The following is a 16941-nucleotide window of genomic DNA, read 5'->3' on the forward strand; positions in this document are numbered from 1 at the left end:
CGTGTCCGCCGCCCGACGCCCACTGCTGACCGCGACCGCCGCGGGGACGCTGCTGTGCGCCCTGTGGTTCGTACCGTCCGCGAACGCCACCGACGAGGGGGGCGGGGTGCGGATCGGGGTGATCCAGGACGGCCCCGCCTCGGACGACGGGCGGCTCGCCGAGACCGGGGGCCTGGGCACCACGCCGTACCTGCTCGGGGGGACGGGGTTCCTGGGCGTCGGGGCGGGTTTCGTGGCGCTGGCGATGCGACGGCGCGGCCGGGCCTCCTGAGCCCCGTACGACGGGAGAGGGCCCGCCCTGGGACGTCCCGGGGCGAGCCCTCCTTTCCGGCTCCCGCCTAGGCCAGCGGGCCGGTGACCGGCTCCACCGCGGCGAGCAGCTTCCCTTCCCGCACGAAGGTGTCGGCGGCCGCCAGGTCGGGGGCGAGGAACCGGTCCGGGCCGGGGCCCTCGACACCGGCCGCGCGCAGGGCGTCGATCGCGGCCTGCGAGGCGGGCGCCGGGGTGAGGCCCTCGCGGAGCTCGACACCGCGGGTGGCGGCGTACAGCTCGACCGCGATGATCCGGTTGAGGTTGCCGATCGCGGTGCGCAGCTTGCGGGCGGCGGACCAGCCCATGGAGACGTGGTCCTCCTGCATCGCGGAGGACGGGATGGAGTCGGCGGAGGCCGGGACGGCGAGTCGCTTCATCTCGCTGACCAGGGCGGCCTGCGTGTACTGGGCGATCATCAGGCCCGAGTCGACGCCGGCGTCGTCGGCGAGGAACGGCGGCAGGCCGTGCGAGCGGTTCTTGTCGAGGAGCCGGTCGGTGCGGCGCTCGGCGATGGAGCCGAGGTCGGCGGCGGCGATCGCGAGGAAGTCGAGGACGTACGCGACGGGGGCGCCGTGGAAGTTGCCGTTGGAACGGACCTGGCCGTCCGCGAGGACCACCGGGTTGTCGACGGCGGCGGCGAGCTCGCGTTCGGCGACGAGCCGGGCGTGGGCCATGGTGTCGCGGCCGGCGCCCGCGACCTGCGGGGCGCAGCGCACCGAGTAGGCGTCCTGGACGCGGGGGGCCTCGCCCGCCTGGGCGTGGCCGGTGAGGCCGGAGCCCTTGAGCACGGCGAGCATGTTGGCGGCGGAGGCGGCCTGGCCGGGGTGCGGGCGGATGGCGTGCAGCTCGGGTTCGAGGACCTTCTCGGTGCCGAGGAGGGCTTCGAGGGAGAGCGCGGCGGTGATGTCGGCCGACTTGTAGAGGGTGTCGAGGTCGGCGAGGGCCATGATCAGCATGCCGAGCATGCCGTCGGTGCCGTTGAGGAGGGCGAGGCCCTCCTTCTCCCTGAGTTCGACGGGCGCGATGCCGTGCGCGGCGAGCAGCTCGCCGGCGGGCCTGAGCTGGCCGTCGGGGCCCTCGGCGTCGCCCTCGCCCATGAGCGCGAGGGCGCAGTGGGAGAGCGGTGCGAGGTCGCCGGAGCAGCCGAGGGAGCCGTACTCGTGCACGACCGGGGTGATGCCGGCGTTGAGGACGTCGGCCATGGTCTGCGCGACCTCGGGGCGGACGCCGGTGTGGCCGGAGGCGACGGTCTTCAGCCGCAGGAACATCAGCGCGCGTACGACCTCGCGCTCGACGCGGGGGCCCATGCCGGCGGCGTGCGAGCGGACGATGTTGCGCTGGAGCTGGGCACGGAGCTCGTGGCCGATGTGCCGGGTGGCGAGCGCCCCGAAGCCGGTCGAGACCCCGTAGACGGGCTCGGGCTTGGCGGCGAGCGCGTCGACGATGCCCCGGGCGGCGGCCAGTGCCCGCACGGCCTCGGGCGACAGCTCGACGCGGGCGCCGTGGCGGGCGACGTCGATGACGTCCTGCGGGGTCGTGCCGGACGTGCCGAGGACGACTGTCTGCATATCCATATTCAGCACCCTACGGATTGAAGACCGACCTGTCACTAGGTGATTTCGTCACCGGCCCGGCAGGGGACGGACCCTTACCGGGTGTAGGTGCGCCGAGCCGGCGGTCATCGGCGGGGTGGCCGGAGATCGCCGGTGGCGCCAGTCTGCCGCCCGGGGAGGCCGAAGACGCGGGAGGCGACGCCGGAGAGGGCCGCCGGTTGGCATCCGGCGCCGGAGCGGATATCCCTGGGGGGTCGGATCGCGGGGTCCGGGACGGGGGTGTCGGGGTGGGAGTGGCCAGGGGTCCGGAGGGGTCCGCGCGTACGAGGGAGGGGGACGGGGTCCCGGAGGAGGCCGTTCGTACGGAGGAGGGCGCGGGCCCGCAAGAGACCGGGCGTGACGGGATCGGCGATACCGGGCCGACGCGCACGCCGACCGACCCACCGGACGGGACCGGCGCGGACGCCGAGGTCGAGGGCGTCCCGCCGGGCGGGGACCGGAGGCGGGGGCTCGCCGGGCTCGCACCGGCCACCGCCGTCTCCGTCGGCGCCTCCCTCGCCGCGGCCCTCCTCCTCGTCGCCCCCGGCCTCGTGCCGAACCGGCCCGGCCGGCTGGGAAGCCTGCTGGAGTCGTTCCTGCCCTGGCTGGGCCTGCCCGTCGTGCCCCTGCTCGCCGTGGCCGTGCTGCGCCGCTCCGCCACCACGTCGGCGGCCCTGCTCCTGCCGGTGGCGGCGTGGGCGTACGCGTTCGGCGGGCTGCTGCTCCCCGCGCCGGAGCCCGGCGCGCGCGACCTGGTCGTCGTGCAGCACAACGTCAGCGACGTCAACCCCGACCCGGCGGGGACGGCCCGCGTCCTGGCCGCCGCGGGGCCCGACCTCGTCGCGCTGGAGGAACTCGTCCCGGCCGCGCTGCCCACGTACGAGCGGGCCCTCGCCCGGGAGTTCCCGTTCCACGAGGTCCGGGGCACGGTCGGGCTCTGGTCGAAGTACCCGCTGTCCGGCACCCGCACGGTGGACATCAGGCCGCGGGGGATCACGGAGGGGTGGAGTCGCGGGCTGCGGTCCGTGGTCCACTCCCCGCACGGCGACGTGGCGGCGTACGTCGCCCATCTGCCGTCGGTCCGCGTCGGCGCGAGGGGACTCGCCTCGGCCCGGCGCGACGAGAGCGCCGGTCTGCTCGCCGGGGCCGTCGCCGCCGAGGAGGTCGAGCGGGTGATCCTGCTGGGCGACCTGAACGGCACGGTCGACGACCGGGGCCTGGCCCCGCTGACCTCACGGCTGAACGTCTCGGCGCGGGGCTTCGCCCTCAGCTTCCCCACGTCCTTCCCCCTGGCCCGTATCGACCAGGTCATGGCCCGCTCGGCCACCGTCGGCCGCACCCGGACCCTGCCCGCCACCGGGAGCGACCACCTCCCGGTCACCGCCCGGGTCACGCTGGACCGAGCGGCCGGGGCGCGGGGCATCTCTCCCCCACCCCCGGCCTGACGGCACCTCAGGGGCCTTGCGGCCGACCCACGGACGACGGAGGCGGGTCCACCGGCGGCGGAGTCGCCGACGGCGGCTCCAGCGGGGTCGGCTCCGCCGTGGGCCGGTCGGCCGGGGTCGGCTCCAGCGGGGGCGCGTCCCGGAAGCGGCGGCGGTCACGGGCGCCCGGAGGCGCGTCGGCGAGGCGGACGACCGTGCCGTCGCGGCCCGCCACCACCGGCTTCGAGGAGCGGGCCGCCTTGGCCTGGTACTGGGCCGCGTCGGCGAGGCGGAAGAGACGGCGGGCCGACCGGAGGGGGCCGATGGGGTCGCCGGTGGAGGCCACCCCGCAGGCCACGCCCTCGCCGAGTTCGAGTTCCGCCGCCCGTACGCAGAGCTCCTCGGCGACGGCGACCACCGCGTCCGCCGCCGGGCCGACCGTCAGGAGGCAGAACTCGTCACCGCCGAGGCGGGCGGCGAGGGCGCCGGGGAGCATGGCTCCGCAGCGGGAGAGGACGGAGCCGAAGCGTTCGAGGAGCCGGTCGCCGACGGCGTGGCCGTGGGTGTCGTTGACGCGCTTGAGGCCGTTGAGGTCGCAGACCATGAGGCTGACGACGGAGCCGTCGGCCCGGTAGCGCTCGATGGCCTCGTCGAGGCGGGCGTCGACGGCCCGCCGGTTGGCGAGGCCGGTCAGCGGGTCGGTGAAGGCGAGCTTGCGGACCTCCTCCAGGCGTTCGGCCTGGGCGACGCCCGCCGCGACGACCGCCGCGAGGACCGTGGCGAAGTCGGCGTCCGCACGGGTGAAAGGTTTCACCTGCGGCGGGCGGGCCACGTACAGCTCGCCCCACGCGCGCCCGTGCAGCACGATCGGGGCCACCACGCAGCAGCCCCGGCCGCGCCGCCGCAGGCCGGTCACCCGACCCGTCGGCACGCGGTCGTCGGCGGTCTCCACCCAGGCGTCCGGCTCACCACCGCCCGCCCACTGCTCGTGCAGGAACTCGGTGATCTCGGGGAACTGGTGCACCGGATACGTCTCCGAGTCCGGGAACTCCTCCTCGCCCACCGCCCGGTCCCCGGCGTTCACCAGCACCTTCAGACGGCCGTGGTCCCGCTGCCAGACGGAGAGGGCGGCGAAGGTGCCGTCGAGCCCCTCGCAGGACCCGAGCGCCGCCGCCCGCCAGAACTCGCGTGGAGTGTGCGCCGCCGCCATCCCCTGCGCCAGTGCCACTACGGCCCGCAGCCGCACGTCCTCACCCATTCCTCCAGCTTAGGGAGGTTTGAGCTGTTTTCCCCTTCGGGACGTCACCGTAAGTGACATGGGGTGTGGAACAGTGAGAATCACTCACCCGGCCAGTTCGGCTTCCGCTTCTCGTTGAACGCCGCCACGCCCTCCGCCCGGTCGCCCGAGAAGGCCACCGAGCGCCAGGCCGCGTCCTCGACCTCCAGGCCCGCCCGCAGGTCCAGGCCCTGGCCCAGCCGCATGGCCCTCTTCGCCGCGCGCAGCCCGACCGGCGAGTGGGCCGCGATCCGCCCGGCGAGCTCCAGGGCGGCCGTCCGCGCGTCCTCCTCAAGGAGGTCGACGAGGCCCAGCTCGCGCGCCTCGGCCGCCTCCACCCGGCGCGCGGTGAAGACCAGCTCGGCGGCGCGCGCCGCGCCCACCCGGCGCGGGAGCAGCTGCGTACCGCCGCCACCGGGGATGACGCCCACGGAGACCTCGGGGAGACCGACCACGGCGGTCGCGTCGGCGACGATGACGTCACAGGCGAGCGCCAGCTCGAAGCCGCCGCCGAGGGCGTAGCCGTGCACGGCGGCGACGGTCGGCATCGGCAGCTCCAGGACGCCGGTGTAGGCGGCGCGGGCGGTGGGCCGCTGGCGGACCAGCTCGGCGTCGGTGAAGGAGTTGCGCTCCTTGAGGTCGGCGCCGACGCAGAAGGCCCGGTCGTTCGAGGAGGTGAGCACGGTGACCCGGACGGAGGGGTCGGCGGCGAGGGCCTCGCAGGCGGCGCCGAGGGAGCGGGCCATCTCGGAGGAGACGGCGTTCATCGCCTTGGGCCGGTCGAGGACGAGCTCGGCGACGTGCCCGCTCCCGTCCTTCCGGACCACCACGAACTCACCGAAACGCTGCTCGGACATCGCCTGCCACCCTCCCGACTCGGACCCCCGTTAACGGCTGTTAACAGGGGTGCACGGGAGATCCTAGGTGGGGCGGCGGGTCAGGAGCCAGGGTTCGACGACGCCGAGGCCACGGACCGGGCGCTGCCACATCGGCTGCAGCGCGAAGCGGTACGTGGCGGCCTTGCGGCCCTCCTTCTCGGCCCGCGCCGCCTCCTCGGCCGCCTCCGTCTCCGAGACGGGCGCCTCGCCCGTCCTGGACAGCTCCTCCGCGAGCGCGCCGTCGACGAGGACGGCGTCCTTCGGCGCTATCGACGTGAGGCGGCTGGCGAGGTTCACGGTGGTGCCGAAGACATCGCCCATGCGGGTGGTCACGGTGCCGAAGGCGATGCCGACGCGCAGTGCGGGCATCGTCTCGTCGTGGCGGAGGGTCTCGATCAGGCGCAGGGCGATCTCGGCGGCCGTACCGGCGTCGTCGGCCGCGTACAGCACCTCGTCTCCGAGGGTCTTGATGAGCCGGCCGCCGTGCGCGGCGACCAGGTCGGCGCAGGTCGTCTCGAAGGCCTCGACCAGCTCGCCGAGCTCCTCCTCCTCCAGGCGGCGGGTGAGCCGGGTGAAGCCGACGAGGTCCGCGAAGCCGACCGCGAGCCGCCGGTCGACCATCTCCTCGTCGTCGGCGGCCTGCACGACCCGGCCGGTGGCGGCGGCGAGCTGCCGACGCCAGACGTAGATGAGGAACTCCTCCAGCTCGGGCAGGAGCAGCTCGACCAGCGGGTACGTGACCTCGGTGCGGGTCATGCCGGGCTCGGGCGGCTCGGTGAGGCCCTCCAGGAAGGAGTCGATCTGCCATTCGGCCAGCCGGGCGGTGGTCTGCCCGGTGGACCGGGCGACCTGGACGGCCATCGGCTCGCTGAGCAGCCCGGCCTCGACGAGACCGGCGAGCCGGCGCAGCGCGAGGACGTCGGCCTCGGTGAGCGCCTTGGCCTGGCCGATGTCGGCGAAACCCATGGCGCGCCAGAAGCGGGAGGCCAGTTCCATGGAGACGCCGGCGGTACGGGCGGCCTGGAACGGGGTGTAGCGGCGGTCGGCGCCGAGGATGAGCTGTTCGAGGCGGATGGCGAGGGGGTCGTCGCTCGGCTCGGCCGTGTGGTCGACCTCGTGATGGGGGGTGGGGTACGTGGGAGGCTCGGGCGCGCCGCCCTCGCTCTCGTCGTCGACGGTCACCGGCCGCCTCCTGCCCGTTCCCTGCCCACTTGCCCTGCCGATCTGTCGCCTGGATCGCGCTCCACGATACGACAGGTGTGGAATGGCTCACGCCTCGACGGCGGGCCGTTCCACACCCCGGCCGGGGTCCCGGCCCTCCCGGGACCTCGTCCCCGGCCCTCGGAGGCCGTCAGGCGGGTGCCCGCAGGTGGACGATGTCGCCCGCGCCCACCGCTTCCTGGCCGCCGCCCTCGGTGGCCACCACGAGGCGTCCGTCGCCGTCCAGGGCGACGGCCTCGCCCTCCAGGACGCGCTCGCCGGGCAGCTCGGCCCGGACGCGGCGGCCGAGGGTCGCGCAGCCGGCCGCGTACGCCGCCTGGAGCCCGGAGGCGGCGGGGTCGCCGTCGGCCCGTACCCAGTCGCCGTACCACTCGGCGAGGGAGCGCAGGACGGCCCGCAGGAGGGTGTCACGGTCGGTGGAGACCGCCCCGGCGAGGAGGAGGGAGCCGGCCGCGGGGACGGGGAGTTCGTCCTCGCGGAGGGTGACGTTGATGCCGAGGCCGACGACGACGCCGTCCGCTCCGGCCCGCTCGGCGAGGATGCCGCCGGTCTTGCGTTCCTCGCCGCCGACGGAAACCAGCAGGTCGTTGGGCCACTTGAGGGACATGTCGACGCCGGCGGCCTTCGCGAGGCCGGTCGCCGCGGCGACGCCGGTGAGCAGTGGCAGCCATCCCCAGCGGTGGACGGGCACCTCGGGCTTGAGGAGGACGGAGAGGAAGAGTCCGGAGCGGGCGGGCGCCGTCCAGCTGCGGTCGAGGCGGCCGCGGCCCGTGGTCTGCTCCTCGGCGACGAGTACGGCGCCCTCGGGCAGCTCGTCGGCGCGGGCGGCGAGGTCGCTGTTGGTGGATCCGGTGCTGGTGACCACGTCGAGCGAGGTCCACAGGCCGTCGGGGAGGACGAGGGCGCGGCGCAGTGCGGGGGCGTTCAGCGGGGGCCGGTCGAGGTCGGACCAGGGTCCGCCGGAGCCTTGAGAGGACGTCATGCAAGCCAGACTAGGTGTGGCAAAGACCGCAGTGCCGAACCGGATCGGCGTCGATACGCTACGGCTCAGTAGCTGAGCAGTAGCCCATTCGTAGTCAACGAACCCCCCGTGACCAGGCAGGGAGCCGCATCCCGATGTCCGAGCCGGCAGAGCAGTACGAGATCGACATTCACACGACCGCGGGCAAGATCGCGGACCTCAGGCGCCGTATCGACGAGGCCACCCACGCCGGCTCGGAGCGTGCGGTGGAGAAGCAGCACGCGAAGGGCAAGCTGACCGCGCGCGAACGGATCGACCTGCTCCTCGACGAGGGGTCGTTCGTCGAGCTGGACGAGCTGGCCCGGCACCGGTCGACCAACTTCGGCCTGGAGAACAACCGGCCCTACGGAGACGGTGTCGTCACCGGCTACGGCACGGTCGACGGGCGCCCGGTCGCCGTGTTCTCGCAGGACTTCACGGTCTTCGGCGGCGCGCTCGGCGAGACGTACGGCCAGAAGATCATCAAGGTGATGGACTTCGCGCTGAAGACCGGCTGCCCGGTCATCGGCATCAACGACTCCGGCGGCGCCCGCATCCAGGAGGGTGTGAGCGCGCTCGGCATGTACGGCGAGATCTTCCGCCGCAACACCCACGCCTCCGGGGTGATCCCGCAGATCTCCCTGGTCGTCGGCCCGTGCGCGGGCGGCGCGGTCTACTCCCCCGCGATCACCGACTTCACGGTGATGGTGGACCAGACCTCGCACATGTTCATCACGGGTCCCGACGTCATCAAGACGGTGACCGGCGAGGACGTGGGCTTCGAGGAGCTGGGCGGCGCCCGGACGCACAACGCGACCTCGGGCGTGGCGCACCACATGGCGGGGGACGAGAAGGACGCCATCGAGTACGTGAAGTCCCTGCTGTCCTACCTTCCGTCGAACAACCTCTCCGAGCCGCCGGCCTTCCCGGAGGTCGCGGACACCGAGGTGAGCGACGAGGACCGCGAGCTGGACACGCTGATCCCGGACTCGGCGAACCAGCCGTACGACATGCACAGGGTCATCGAGCACGTCCTGGACGACGGCGAGTTCCTGGAGACGCAGGCACTGTTCGCGCCGAACATCCTGACCGGTTTCGGCCGCGTCGAGGGCTTCCCGGTCGGTGTCGTCGCCAACCAGCCGATGCAGTTCGCCGGCTGCCTCGACATCGACGCCTCGGAGAAGGCCGCGCGGTTCGTCCGTACCTGCGACGCCTTCAACATCCCGGTCCTCACCTTCGTGGACGTGCCGGGCTTCCTGCCGGGCGTGGACCAGGAGTACGGCGGGATCATCCGGCGCGGCGCGAAGCTGATCTACGCGTACGCGGAGGCCACGGTCCCGCTGATCACGGTCATCACGCGCAAGGCGTTCGGCGGCGCGTACGACGTCATGGGCTCCAAGCACCTGGGCGCGGACCTGAACCTGGCGTGGCCGACGGCGCAGATCGCGGTGATGGGCGCGCAGGGCGCGGTCAACATCCTGCACCGGCGGACGATCGCCGCCGCCGAGGACCAGGAGGCCGAGCGGGCGCGGCTGATGCGGGAGTACGAGGACACCCTGCTCAACCCGTACACGGCGGCCGAGCGCGGCTACATCGACGGTGTGGTCATGCCGTCGGACACGCGCCCGCAGATCGTGAAGGGGCTGCGTCAGCTCCGTACGAAGCGGGAATCCCTGCCTCCGAAGAAGCACGGCAACATCCCGCTGTAGATCTCCCCGGACCGGACCTTCAAGGAGCCGTCATGATCAAGGTCGTACGAGGAAACCCGACCCCGGAGGAGTTGGCCGCCGCACTGGCGGTGGTTCAGGCGCGGGCCGCGGCGACGGCGGCGGCGTCCGCCCGGTCCGTCGGCCCGGCGGTACCTGAGGGCTGGTCGGACCCGTCCCGCATCGCGCGGACGGTACGGCAGAGTCCCGGCCCCCGGGCCTGGGCCAGGTCGTACTGGCCCGTGTAGGCGTCGCGCGCCGGGAGGCCGGACCCCGTGTGCGGGGGGTCCGGCCTCTCGGCGTGTCCGGGTACGGCCCGTCCCGTACGCGGCCGGGCGCGGCACCCGTCACGTACGGCGCAGGAAGAGGCCGGCCAGGACGGCTCCGGCGGCGACGATCGCGGCGTTGACGAGGACGGCGAGGCCGATGCCGTCGAGGAGCACGGGCGCGGTGACGACGACGGCGCTCATGATCGGCGTGCCCATCGTGATGCCGATCTGCTGGGTCATGGTGGCGAGCCCGGTGGCCGCGCCCTGGTCGCGGTCGGGGATGCCGGAGGTCGCGGTGACCATGAAGCCGACGATCGCGAGCATGTTGCCGACGCCGCCCGCGAAGGTCGCCGCGAGGAGCAGCCAGAGGCTGCCGGGTCCGTCGCCGAGTCCGTACAGGGAGAGCGTCGCCACGGCCTGGAGGAGGCCTCCGGAGACGAGGGCCGCGCGGGCGCCGAAGCGGCCGATGAAGCGGGAGGCGAACACCCCGCCGAGGACCGTGCCGGCGCCGAGGACGCCGAAGGAGAGGCCGGCGGCGAGCGGGGTGAAGTCGAGGACGTCCTGGAGGTAGAGCGTCATCAGGAAGACCAGGGAGGTCTCGGTGACGAAGGCGACGAGCCCGGCGACGTTCCCCCAGACGACGGTGCGGCGCCTCAGGACGTGGAGCGGGACGAGGGGGGCCGCGGCCCGCCGCTCGACGAGGACGAAGGCGGCGAGGAGCGCGGCGCCGACGGCGAGGGCGGTGAGCGCGGTCGGGTCCGCCCAGCCGTGCTCGCCGCTGACGGTCAGGCCGTAGACGAGGGCGAGGAGTCCGCCGGTGACGGTGATCGCGCCGGGGACGTCGAGGCGGGGCCGGACGGCCGGACGGCTCTCGGTGAGGACGGCGGGGGCGACGAGGAGGACGGCGAGCGCCACCGGCACGTTGACGAGGAACGCCCAGCGCCAGGAGAGCAGGTCGGTGAGGACGCCGCCGAGGATCGCGCCGGTGGTGAAGCCCGCGGACATCAGGGCGCCGTTGAGGCCGAGTGCGCGGGCGCGCAGCGGGCCCTCGGGGAAGGAGGCGGTGAGCAGGGAGAGCCCGGCGGGGGTGACGGCGGCGGTGGCGAGGCCCTGGGCGACGCGGGCGGCCATCAGCGTCTCGGGGCCGGTGGCGAGGCCGCCGGCGAGGGAGGAGACCCCGAGGAGCGCCATGCCGCCGAGGAAGAGGCGGCGGCGGCCCACGAGGTCGGCGACGCGCCCGAAGAGGAGGGTGAAGCCGGCGGCGGCGAGGGCGAAGGCGGTGGCGATCCACTGGAGGCCGCCGAGGGTGAAGCCGAGTCCCTGGCCGATGACGGGGAGGGCGACGTTCAGGATCGAGAAGTCGACGGCCAGCATGAACTGGGCGAGGAGGAGGACGACGAGGACGAGCCGCATCCGGCCGGTCATGCGGGGGTTTGTCCGCTCCACGGGTGTGGGGTGATCCAGGGCAACCATGCGTACGACCCCTTAATGGGAAAATGGTTCCGTTAAGATGTCCCGTACCGTAGCAGAGTTGACGGCTTTAATGGAACAGGAGACCCATTTGACTGAGAGCCAGCCGACCTCGCCCGGCACCGTGCGCCCCGGTGGCCGCACCGCGAAGGTCCGCAGGGCCGTCCTCGACGCCACCCAGGAGGCCCTCGCCGACTCCGGCTTCCACGCCCTGAACATGGACCGGATCGCCGCCGAGGCCGGCGTCGGCAAGACCACCGTCTACCGCCGCTGGGGCTCCCCCGTCGGCCTGGTCACCGACCTCCTGCACGACATGGCCGAGCAGTCCCTGCCCGCCTCCGACACCGGCAGCCTCGCGGGCGACCTGCGGGCCAACGCCGAACTCGTACGGGCCACCCTCACCGACCCCCGCATGGGCGCCGTCTTCCGCGCGGTCATCGCCGCGGCCGCCTGCGACGAGGAGTGCGCCCGCGCCCTCGCCGACTTCTACCGGACCCGGCTCGGCGAGTGGGCCCCCGTCGTCGCCAAGGGCGCGGCCCGCGGCGAGATCCCGGCGGAGACCGACCCCGTCGAGCTGCTCCGGGCCGTCTCCGCACCGCTCTACTACCGCTTCACGATCACCCGCGAGGAGCTCACCGGGGCCGTGGCGGAACGGGCCGTCACGGCGGCCCTCGCGGCGGCACGGGACGGCGCGTTCCTCCGCGGATAGTCCTTCGGCACCGGGGCGGCTGAGTATCCGTACTCAGGCGCCCCGCCCGCCCCACCCGCAGGATCGGAGGCATGCTGTGGTCCGACCCGAAGAATCAGCCGCCGAAGTTCATGCGCGAGACGCAGGCGATGCTCCGCCGTGCGGGCGTGCTGCTCGCCCTCGCGATGGTGGTGGCGATGTTCGTGGTCAGCGCACGCTAGACGCCCCTCCGGGGGCCCGGCACTGACTACGCTGATCCCATGACTGCTGATCCGCGCCGTGTCGTGCTCGCCTCCGCCTCCCCCGCCCGCCTCGGACTGCTCCGCCAGGCCGGGCTCGCCCCCGAGGTGATCGTGAGCGGGGTCGACGAGGACAGGGTGCACGCCCCGACCCCGGCCGAACTGGCGCTGACCCTCGCGGAGGCGAAGGCCGCCCATGTGGCCGCCCGGCCCGAGGTGTTCGGCGCCCTGGTCATCGGCTGCGACTCCGTCCTGGAGCTCGACAAGCAGGCCCTCGGCAAGCCGGCCGACGCCGAGGAGGCCACCGCCCGCTGGAAGGCGATGCGCGGCCGGGTCGGCATCCTCCAGACGGGGCACTGCGTCTACGACACCGCCGCCAAGCGCTTCGAGTCGGCGACGGCCTCCACCGTCGTCCGCTTCGGCGAGCCGACGGACGAGGAGATCGCGGCGTACGTGGCGAGCGGCGAACCGCTCCACGTGGCGGGCGCGTTCACCCTGGACGGCCGCTCGGCGCCGTTCATCGACGGCATCGACGGCGACCCGGGCAATGTGATCGGCCTGTCCCTGCCGCTGCTGCGGACGCTGCTCGCGAAGCTGGACGTGCGGATCACCGACCTCTGGGTCTGAGACCCGGGGGCCGGTCGCGGCTACGCGGGCGCCGGTGCCTCCTCGCGGAGTTCGGCGCCCTTGCCGTACGCCACCAGCGTGAGCACGAGCAGGCCGAGCACGAGCACCATGAAGGCGAACGCGCCCCAGCCGATCAGGCCGACGGTGACCGCGCCGAGGATGCCGTGCACGACCGCGCAGCCGATGAGCAGGCCCCGGCCGGCCCGGCCGGGGCGGCGGTCACGGACGCCCGCGACGAGCGCGACGAGGCCGCAGAGGACGAGGGCGACGCCGGAGCCGATGCCGAGCGCCCAGGTGCCGGTGTACATCGCGTCGGGGTCCATGCCGTCGAGCGACATCGACTGGGCCTTCACGAACCGTGCCATCACGGCGTTGATCACGACGATCCCGGGTGCTTCGAGGAACAGCACCGCCGCCGTCACGAGAGCTATCGGTCTGCGGGCCACCTCGGCCACCCCCTGCATTCGCCTGTTACCGACAGTACGATCGACAGCGCGAAGGCTACTGGCCGGTAAACCCCTGGACAAGGGCATGGACACGACCGGTGACGGCGGACGGCTCGGCAAAGAATCATGGGGCCATTCGTAGGGACCCCACAAAGAAACCCGAATGGCGACTGGCCGCGACAACAGAGACCTGCGCCACACCTCGGAGCTACTGTGCCGTAAAGGAACCCTGCGTACCGTGGTGCGACAAGGGAATTCACGACCCGAGCAGGCCCGGGGTCACGCTCCGTGTGGGCAAGCTCACCACTGGGGACGGGTCGAAAGGCCGTGTCGGCAGTCCCTAAACTCAGCTTGTTTCAAGGAGGGAGCCATCGTGCGCAAGGTGCTCATCGCCAACCGTGGCGAAATCGCTGTCCGTGTGGCCCGGGCGTGCCGGGACGCGGGTATCGGCAGCGTGGCCGTGTACGCCGAGCCGGACCGGGATGCGCTGCATGTCCGGGCGGCCGACGAGGCGTTCGCTCTGGGCGGTGACACTCCGGCGACCAGTTATCTGGACATGGGCAAGGTGCTCCAGGCGGCGAAGGACTCGGGTGCGGACGCCGTTCACCCGGGGTACGGGTTCCTGTCGGAGAACGCGGAGTTCGCCCAGGCGGTGCTGGACGCGGGGCTGACGTGGATCGGGCCGCCGCCGCAGGCCATCCGGGATCTGGGTGACAAGGTCGCCGCCCGTCACATCGCCCAGCGCGCCGGCGCCCCCCTGGTCGCGGGCACCCCCGACCCGGTCTCCGGTGCGGAGGAGGTCGTGGCGTTCGCGAAGGAGCACGGGCTGCCGATCGCGATCAAGGCCGCCTTCGGTGGTGGCGGACGTGGCCTGAAGGTCGCCCGCACCCTGGAGGAGGTCCCCGAGCTGTACGACTCCGCCGTGCGTGAGGCCGTCGCGGCCTTCGGCCGGGGCGAGTGCTTCGTGGAGCGCTACCTCGACCGGCCCCGGCATGTGGAGACGCAGTGCCTGGCCGACACCCACGGCAACGTCGTCGTCGTCTCCACCCGTGACTGCTCGCTGCAGCGCCGGCACCAGAAGCTGGTGGAGGAGGCCCCCGCCCCCTTCCTGACCGAGGCGCAGAACGCGGAGCTGTACGCGGCGTCGAAGGCGATCCTGAAGGAGGCCGGCTACGTCGGCGCCGGGACGGTGGAGTTCCTGGTCGCCGCCGACGGCACGATCTCCTTCCTCGAGGTCAACACCCGCCTCCAGGTCGAACACCCCGTCACCGAGGAGGTCACCGGCCTGGACCTGGTGCGGGAGATGTTCCGGATCGCCGACGGCGAGGAGCTCGGCTACGGCGACCCGGAGATCCGCGGTCACTCCTTCGAGTTCCGTATCAACGGCGAGGACCCCGGCCGCGGCTTCCTGCCCGCCCCCGGCACCGTCACCCTCTTCGCCCCGCCGACCGGTCCGGGGGTCCGTCTCGACGCGGGCGTCGAGTCCGGCTCCGTCATCGGCCCGGCCTGGGACTCCCTCCTGGCCAAGCTGGTCGTCACCGGCGCCACCCGCGAACAGGCCCTCCAGCGCGCCGCGCGTGCCCTGGGCGAGTTCAAGGTCGAGGGCATGGCCACCGCCATCCCCTTCCACCAGGCCGTCGTCGTCGACCCCGACTTCACCGCCGACCCGTTCCGGGTCCACACCCGGTGGATCGAGACGGAGTTCGTCAACGAGATCAAGCCCTTCGCCCCGGCCGGCACGGACGCCGACGAGGACGAGTCGGGCCGCGAGACCATCGTCGTCGAGGTCGGCGGCAAGCGCCTGGAAGTGTCGCTCCCGTCCTCCCTCGGCATGACGCTGGCCCGGACCGGTCTCGCGGCCGGTGCGAAGCCGAAGCGCCGCGCGGCCAAGAAGTCCGGCCCCGCCGCCTCCGGCGACACCCTCGCCTCCCCGATGCAGGGCACGATCGTGAAGGTCGCGGTCGAGGAGGGCCAGGAGGTCAAGGAGGGCGACCTGATCGTCGTCCTGGAGGCCATGAAGATGGAACAGCCCCTCAACGCCCACCGCTCCGGCACCGTCAAGAGCCTCAACGCCGAGGTCGGCGCGTCCATCACCTCCGGCGCCACCATCTGCGACATCAAGGACTGACCCGCACACCGAGTACGGTACGAAGGGCCCGCAGGCACCAGCCTGCGGGCCCTTCGCCGAGGGGAGGGCGATTCCACGCCATGCGAGCCGACGCACGCCGCAACCACGAACGGCTGCTCACCGAAGCCCGTGCCACCTTCGCGGCACAAGGATCCGACGCGCCCCTGGAGGAGATCGCGCGCCGCGCGGGCGTGGGGATCGGCACCCTCTACCGCCATTTCCCCACCCGGGGCGAGCTGCTGAACGCCGTGTTCCAGGAGGCCCTGGCGGAGCTACTGCACCGCTCGGGCGAGCTGGCCGAGGCCGAGGAGCCGTGCAGGGCGCTCGTGGCGTGGCTGCGGGCCCTGATCGCCCACGCGGGCGAGTACCGGGGACTCGCGCACGCGCTGATGTCCGCCTCGCACGACCGGAGTTCGGCGCTCGCCGGATGCAGCGAACCGCTGCGCGCGGCGGGTGAGCGGCTGCTCGGGCGTGCCCGGGAGGCGGGTCAGGTCCGCGCCGACGTGTCGATCGGCGATCTGATGCAGCTGACCAACGCGATCGCGCTGGCGGCGGAGCAGAGCCCGGAGGACGTGGAGTTGGCGGACCGGCTGCTCGCCCTGACGCTCCGGGGAATCAAGGACTGAGCCACGCGCCGGAGTCTGCCCGCCCGGCGGGTTCGGCGCGCGGGGGACCCCTGGGGGAGGGTCCCTCGGAGTTGCGAGGTCGTGCGGCGCGACGGCTTCGCGACCGCGGACCTCAGCGGCGCCGCATGTCCGCGACCCGCGCCGTGCGCTCCATCGTCTCGGCGGCCATCCCTCCGCCCGGTCCCCGGAACTGACCGGCCGCCAACCGGCCGCGCTGGACCGGGAGCGGCAGGTCACGGCGGGGCCGGGCGCCCGGGGGGACCTGGTCACCGCCCGTGGGGCCGCCGGCGGCGCCCGTGCCGGCGACGGCGATCTGTACGCCCTGGTCGGCGAGGGCCTGGAGCTCGGTGGCGGCCCGCTCGTCGTGGGCGGGCGGCTCGTCGGTCACCAGGCGGGTGATGACGTCCGTGGGCACCGTCTGGAACATGGTGTCGGAGCCCAGCTTGGTGTGGTCGGCGAGGACCACGACCTCGGCCGCCGCCTGGACGAGCGCCCGGTCCACGCTCGCGGAGAGCATGTTGGACGTGGACAGGCCGCGTTCGGCGGTCAGTCCGCTCCCGGAGAGGAAGGCGCGGGAGACCCGGAGCCCCTGGAGGGACTGCTCGGCCCCGCTGCCCACCAGGGCGTAGTTGGAGCCGCGCAGGGTTCCCCCGGTCATGACGACCTCGACCCGGTTGGCGTGGGCGAGGGCCTGGGCGACCAGGAGCGAGTTGGTGACCACGGTCAGACCGGGCACGCGGGCGAGCCGGCGGGCCAGCTCCTGCGTGGTCGTCCCGGCGCCGACGACGATGGCCTCGCCTTCTTCGACGAGGCTCGCGGCGACGTCGGCGATGGCCGTCTTCTCCGCGGTCGCGAGATGGGATTTCTGCGGGAAGCCGGATTCTCGCGTGAATCCGCCCGGCAACACCGCACCGCCGTGCCGGCGGTCGAGGAGTCCTTCTGCCTCAAGGGCCCGTACGTCTCTCCGTACGGTCACTTCCGAGGTCTGGACGACGCGGGCGAGCTCGCGGAGCGACACGGCCCCATTGGCTCGCACCAT

The 16941-nt window shown here is 73.4% G+C and carries 17 protein-coding genes; 9 read left to right on the forward strand and 8 right to left on the reverse strand.

From position 1 onward, the window contains the following. Position 1: 1 nt before the first annotated feature. The gene (locus ACRRSS_RS31045; RefSeq protein WP_435974359.1) at positions 2-271 is read left to right on the forward strand and encodes a hypothetical protein; all 270 of its coding nucleotides are present in this window, start codon (positions 2-4) and stop codon (positions 269-271) included. A gap of 67 nt (positions 272-338) precedes the next feature. Here ACRRSS_RS31045 and hutH read toward each other — a convergent pair whose 3' ends face one another. Beyond that, positions 339-1880, reverse strand: coding sequence for a histidine ammonia-lyase (hutH, locus tag ACRRSS_RS31050; RefSeq protein WP_435975463.1), 1542 nt, complete (start codon positions 1878-1880; stop codon positions 339-341). A 575-nt stretch (positions 1881-2455) separates the two neighbouring features. On the opposite strand from hutH, the gene ACRRSS_RS31055 reads away from it, so the two are divergent. Then, positions 2456-3349: an endonuclease/exonuclease/phosphatase family protein gene (locus ACRRSS_RS31055; RefSeq protein ID WP_435975464.1), complete on the forward strand. Its 894-nt coding sequence runs from the start codon at positions 2456-2458 to the stop codon at positions 3347-3349. A gap of 7 nt (positions 3350-3356) precedes the next feature. On the opposite strand, the gene ACRRSS_RS31060 is transcribed toward ACRRSS_RS31055, so the two are convergent. From ACRRSS_RS31060 to ACRRSS_RS31075, 4 genes are all read right to left on the reverse strand, one after another. Beyond that, positions 3357-4586, reverse strand: coding sequence for a diguanylate cyclase domain-containing protein (locus ACRRSS_RS31060; RefSeq protein ID WP_435974360.1), 1230 nt, complete (start codon positions 4584-4586; stop codon positions 3357-3359). Positions 4587-4666: 80 nt separating this feature from the next. After that, a complete protein-coding gene (locus ACRRSS_RS31065; RefSeq protein WP_435974361.1) occupies positions 4667-5461 on the reverse strand; it encodes an enoyl-CoA hydratase/isomerase family protein in 795 nt (264 codons plus the stop codon). A 63-nt stretch (positions 5462-5524) separates the two neighbouring features. Next, positions 5525-6664, reverse strand: coding sequence for an adenylate/guanylate cyclase domain-containing protein (locus tag ACRRSS_RS31070; RefSeq protein ID WP_435974362.1), 1140 nt, complete (start codon positions 6662-6664; stop codon positions 5525-5527). Positions 6665-6833: 169 nt separating this feature from the next. Further along, positions 6834-7685 carry a biotin--[acetyl-CoA-carboxylase] ligase gene (locus ACRRSS_RS31075; protein ID WP_435974363.1) on the reverse strand — a complete coding sequence of 284 codons (852 nt, stop codon included), beginning with the start codon at positions 7683-7685 and terminating at the stop codon, positions 6834-6836. 134 nt (positions 7686-7819) lie between these two features. Here ACRRSS_RS31075 and ACRRSS_RS31080 point away from each other — a divergent pair, with 134 nt between their 5' ends. Together ACRRSS_RS31080 and ACRRSS_RS31085 are read left to right on the forward strand one after the other, a co-directional pair. Continuing rightward, positions 7820-9412, forward strand: coding sequence for an acyl-CoA carboxylase subunit beta (locus tag ACRRSS_RS31080; RefSeq protein ID WP_435974364.1), 1593 nt, complete (start codon positions 7820-7822; stop codon positions 9410-9412). A gap of 32 nt (positions 9413-9444) precedes the next feature. Then, positions 9445-9657 (forward strand): acyl-CoA carboxylase epsilon subunit, encoded by a 213-nt coding sequence (locus tag ACRRSS_RS31085; protein WP_435974365.1) that lies wholly within the window; start codon positions 9445-9447, stop codon positions 9655-9657. A 99-nt stretch (positions 9658-9756) separates the two neighbouring features. On the opposite strand, the gene ACRRSS_RS31090 is transcribed toward ACRRSS_RS31085, so the two are convergent. Beyond that, complete coding sequence (locus ACRRSS_RS31090) at positions 9757-11151, reverse strand: MFS transporter (RefSeq protein ID WP_435974366.1); 1395 nt, start codon at positions 11149-11151, stop codon at positions 9757-9759. A gap of 37 nt (positions 11152-11188) precedes the next feature. Between ACRRSS_RS31090 and ACRRSS_RS31095 the strand changes: the two genes are divergently transcribed. The 3 genes from ACRRSS_RS31095 to ACRRSS_RS31105 all read left to right on the forward strand — a co-directional run bounded on the left by ACRRSS_RS31095 (position 11189) and on the right by ACRRSS_RS31105 (position 12702). Further along, positions 11189-11857 (forward strand): TetR/AcrR family transcriptional regulator, encoded by a 669-nt coding sequence (locus tag ACRRSS_RS31095; RefSeq protein ID WP_435974367.1) that lies wholly within the window; start codon positions 11189-11191, stop codon positions 11855-11857. A gap of 71 nt (positions 11858-11928) precedes the next feature. Continuing rightward, positions 11929-12057: a morphogenic membrane protein MmpB gene (gene mmpB / locus ACRRSS_RS31100; protein ID WP_435974368.1), complete on the forward strand. Its 129-nt coding sequence runs from the start codon at positions 11929-11931 to the stop codon at positions 12055-12057. Between the two features lie 39 nt (positions 12058-12096). Then, on the forward strand, positions 12097-12702 hold the full coding sequence (locus ACRRSS_RS31105; protein WP_435974369.1) for a Maf family protein: 606 nt from the start codon (positions 12097-12099) through the stop codon (positions 12700-12702). A gap of 20 nt (positions 12703-12722) precedes the next feature. Here the strand turns inward: ACRRSS_RS31105 and ACRRSS_RS31110 are convergent, their stop codons facing one another. Beyond that, positions 12723-13166, reverse strand: coding sequence for a hypothetical protein (locus ACRRSS_RS31110; protein ID WP_435974370.1), 444 nt, complete (start codon positions 13164-13166; stop codon positions 12723-12725). Between the two features lie 355 nt (positions 13167-13521). Here ACRRSS_RS31110 and ACRRSS_RS31115 point away from each other — a divergent pair, with 355 nt between their 5' ends. Together ACRRSS_RS31115 and ACRRSS_RS31120 are read left to right on the forward strand one after the other, a co-directional pair. Beyond that, positions 13522-15276, forward strand: a complete 1755-nt coding sequence (locus ACRRSS_RS31115; RefSeq protein ID WP_435974371.1) for an acetyl/propionyl/methylcrotonyl-CoA carboxylase subunit alpha — start codon at positions 13522-13524, stop codon at positions 15274-15276. Positions 15277-15356: 80 nt separating this feature from the next. Continuing rightward, positions 15357-15902: a TetR/AcrR family transcriptional regulator gene (locus tag ACRRSS_RS31120; protein WP_435974372.1), complete on the forward strand. Its 546-nt coding sequence runs from the start codon at positions 15357-15359 to the stop codon at positions 15900-15902. 112 nt (positions 15903-16014) lie between these two features. Here ACRRSS_RS31120 and ACRRSS_RS31125 read toward each other — a convergent pair whose 3' ends face one another. Beyond that, positions 16015-16941: a DeoR/GlpR family DNA-binding transcription regulator gene (locus ACRRSS_RS31125; protein WP_435975465.1), complete on the reverse strand. Its 927-nt coding sequence runs from the start codon at positions 16939-16941 to the stop codon at positions 16015-16017.

It is taken from the genome of Streptomyces sp. Qhu_M48, assembly GCF_051305195.1.
In the GTDB taxonomy this organism is placed as follows: Bacteria; Actinomycetota; Actinomycetes; order Streptomycetales; family Streptomycetaceae; genus Streptomyces.

Bases quoted from the DNA above. Each gene is read 5' to 3' on its own strand.
- hutH (WP_435975463.1), bottom strand. From the start codon at position 1,880: ATGCAGACAGTCGTCCTCGGCACGTCCGGCACGACCCCGCAGGACGTC.
- ACRRSS_RS31060 (WP_435974360.1), bottom strand. From the start codon at position 4,586: ATGGGTGAGGACGTGCGGCTGCGGGCCGTAGTGGCACTGGCGCAGGGG.
- ACRRSS_RS31065 (WP_435974361.1), bottom strand. From the start codon at position 5,461: ATGTCCGAGCAGCGTTTCGGTGAGTTCGTGGTGGTCCGGAAGGACGGG.
- ACRRSS_RS31075 (WP_435974363.1), bottom strand. From the start codon at position 7,685: ATGACGTCCTCTCAAGGCTCCGGCGGACCCTGGTCCGACCTCGACCGG.
- ACRRSS_RS31080 (WP_435974364.1), top strand. From the start codon at position 7,820: ATGTCCGAGCCGGCAGAGCAGTACGAGATCGACATTCACACGACCGCG.
- ACRRSS_RS31085 (WP_435974365.1), top strand. From the start codon at position 9,445: ATGATCAAGGTCGTACGAGGAAACCCGACCCCGGAGGAGTTGGCCGCC.
- ACRRSS_RS31090 (WP_435974366.1), bottom strand. From the start codon at position 11,151: ATGGTTGCCCTGGATCACCCCACACCCGTGGAGCGGACAAACCCCCGC.
- ACRRSS_RS31095 (WP_435974367.1), top strand. From the start codon at position 11,189: ATGTCCCGTACCGTAGCAGAGTTGACGGCTTTAATGGAACAGGAGACC.
- mmpB (WP_435974368.1), top strand. From the start codon at position 11,929: ATGCTGTGGTCCGACCCGAAGAATCAGCCGCCGAAGTTCATGCGCGAG.
- ACRRSS_RS31105 (WP_435974369.1), top strand. From the start codon at position 12,097: ATGACTGCTGATCCGCGCCGTGTCGTGCTCGCCTCCGCCTCCCCCGCC.
- ACRRSS_RS31110 (WP_435974370.1), bottom strand. From the start codon at position 13,166: ATGCAGGGGGTGGCCGAGGTGGCCCGCAGACCGATAGCTCTCGTGACG.
- ACRRSS_RS31120 (WP_435974372.1), top strand. From the start codon at position 15,357: ATGCGAGCCGACGCACGCCGCAACCACGAACGGCTGCTCACCGAAGCC.
- ACRRSS_RS31125 (WP_435975465.1), bottom strand. From the start codon at position 16,941: ATGGTGCGAGCCAATGGGGCCGTGTCGCTCCGCGAGCTCGCCCGCGTC.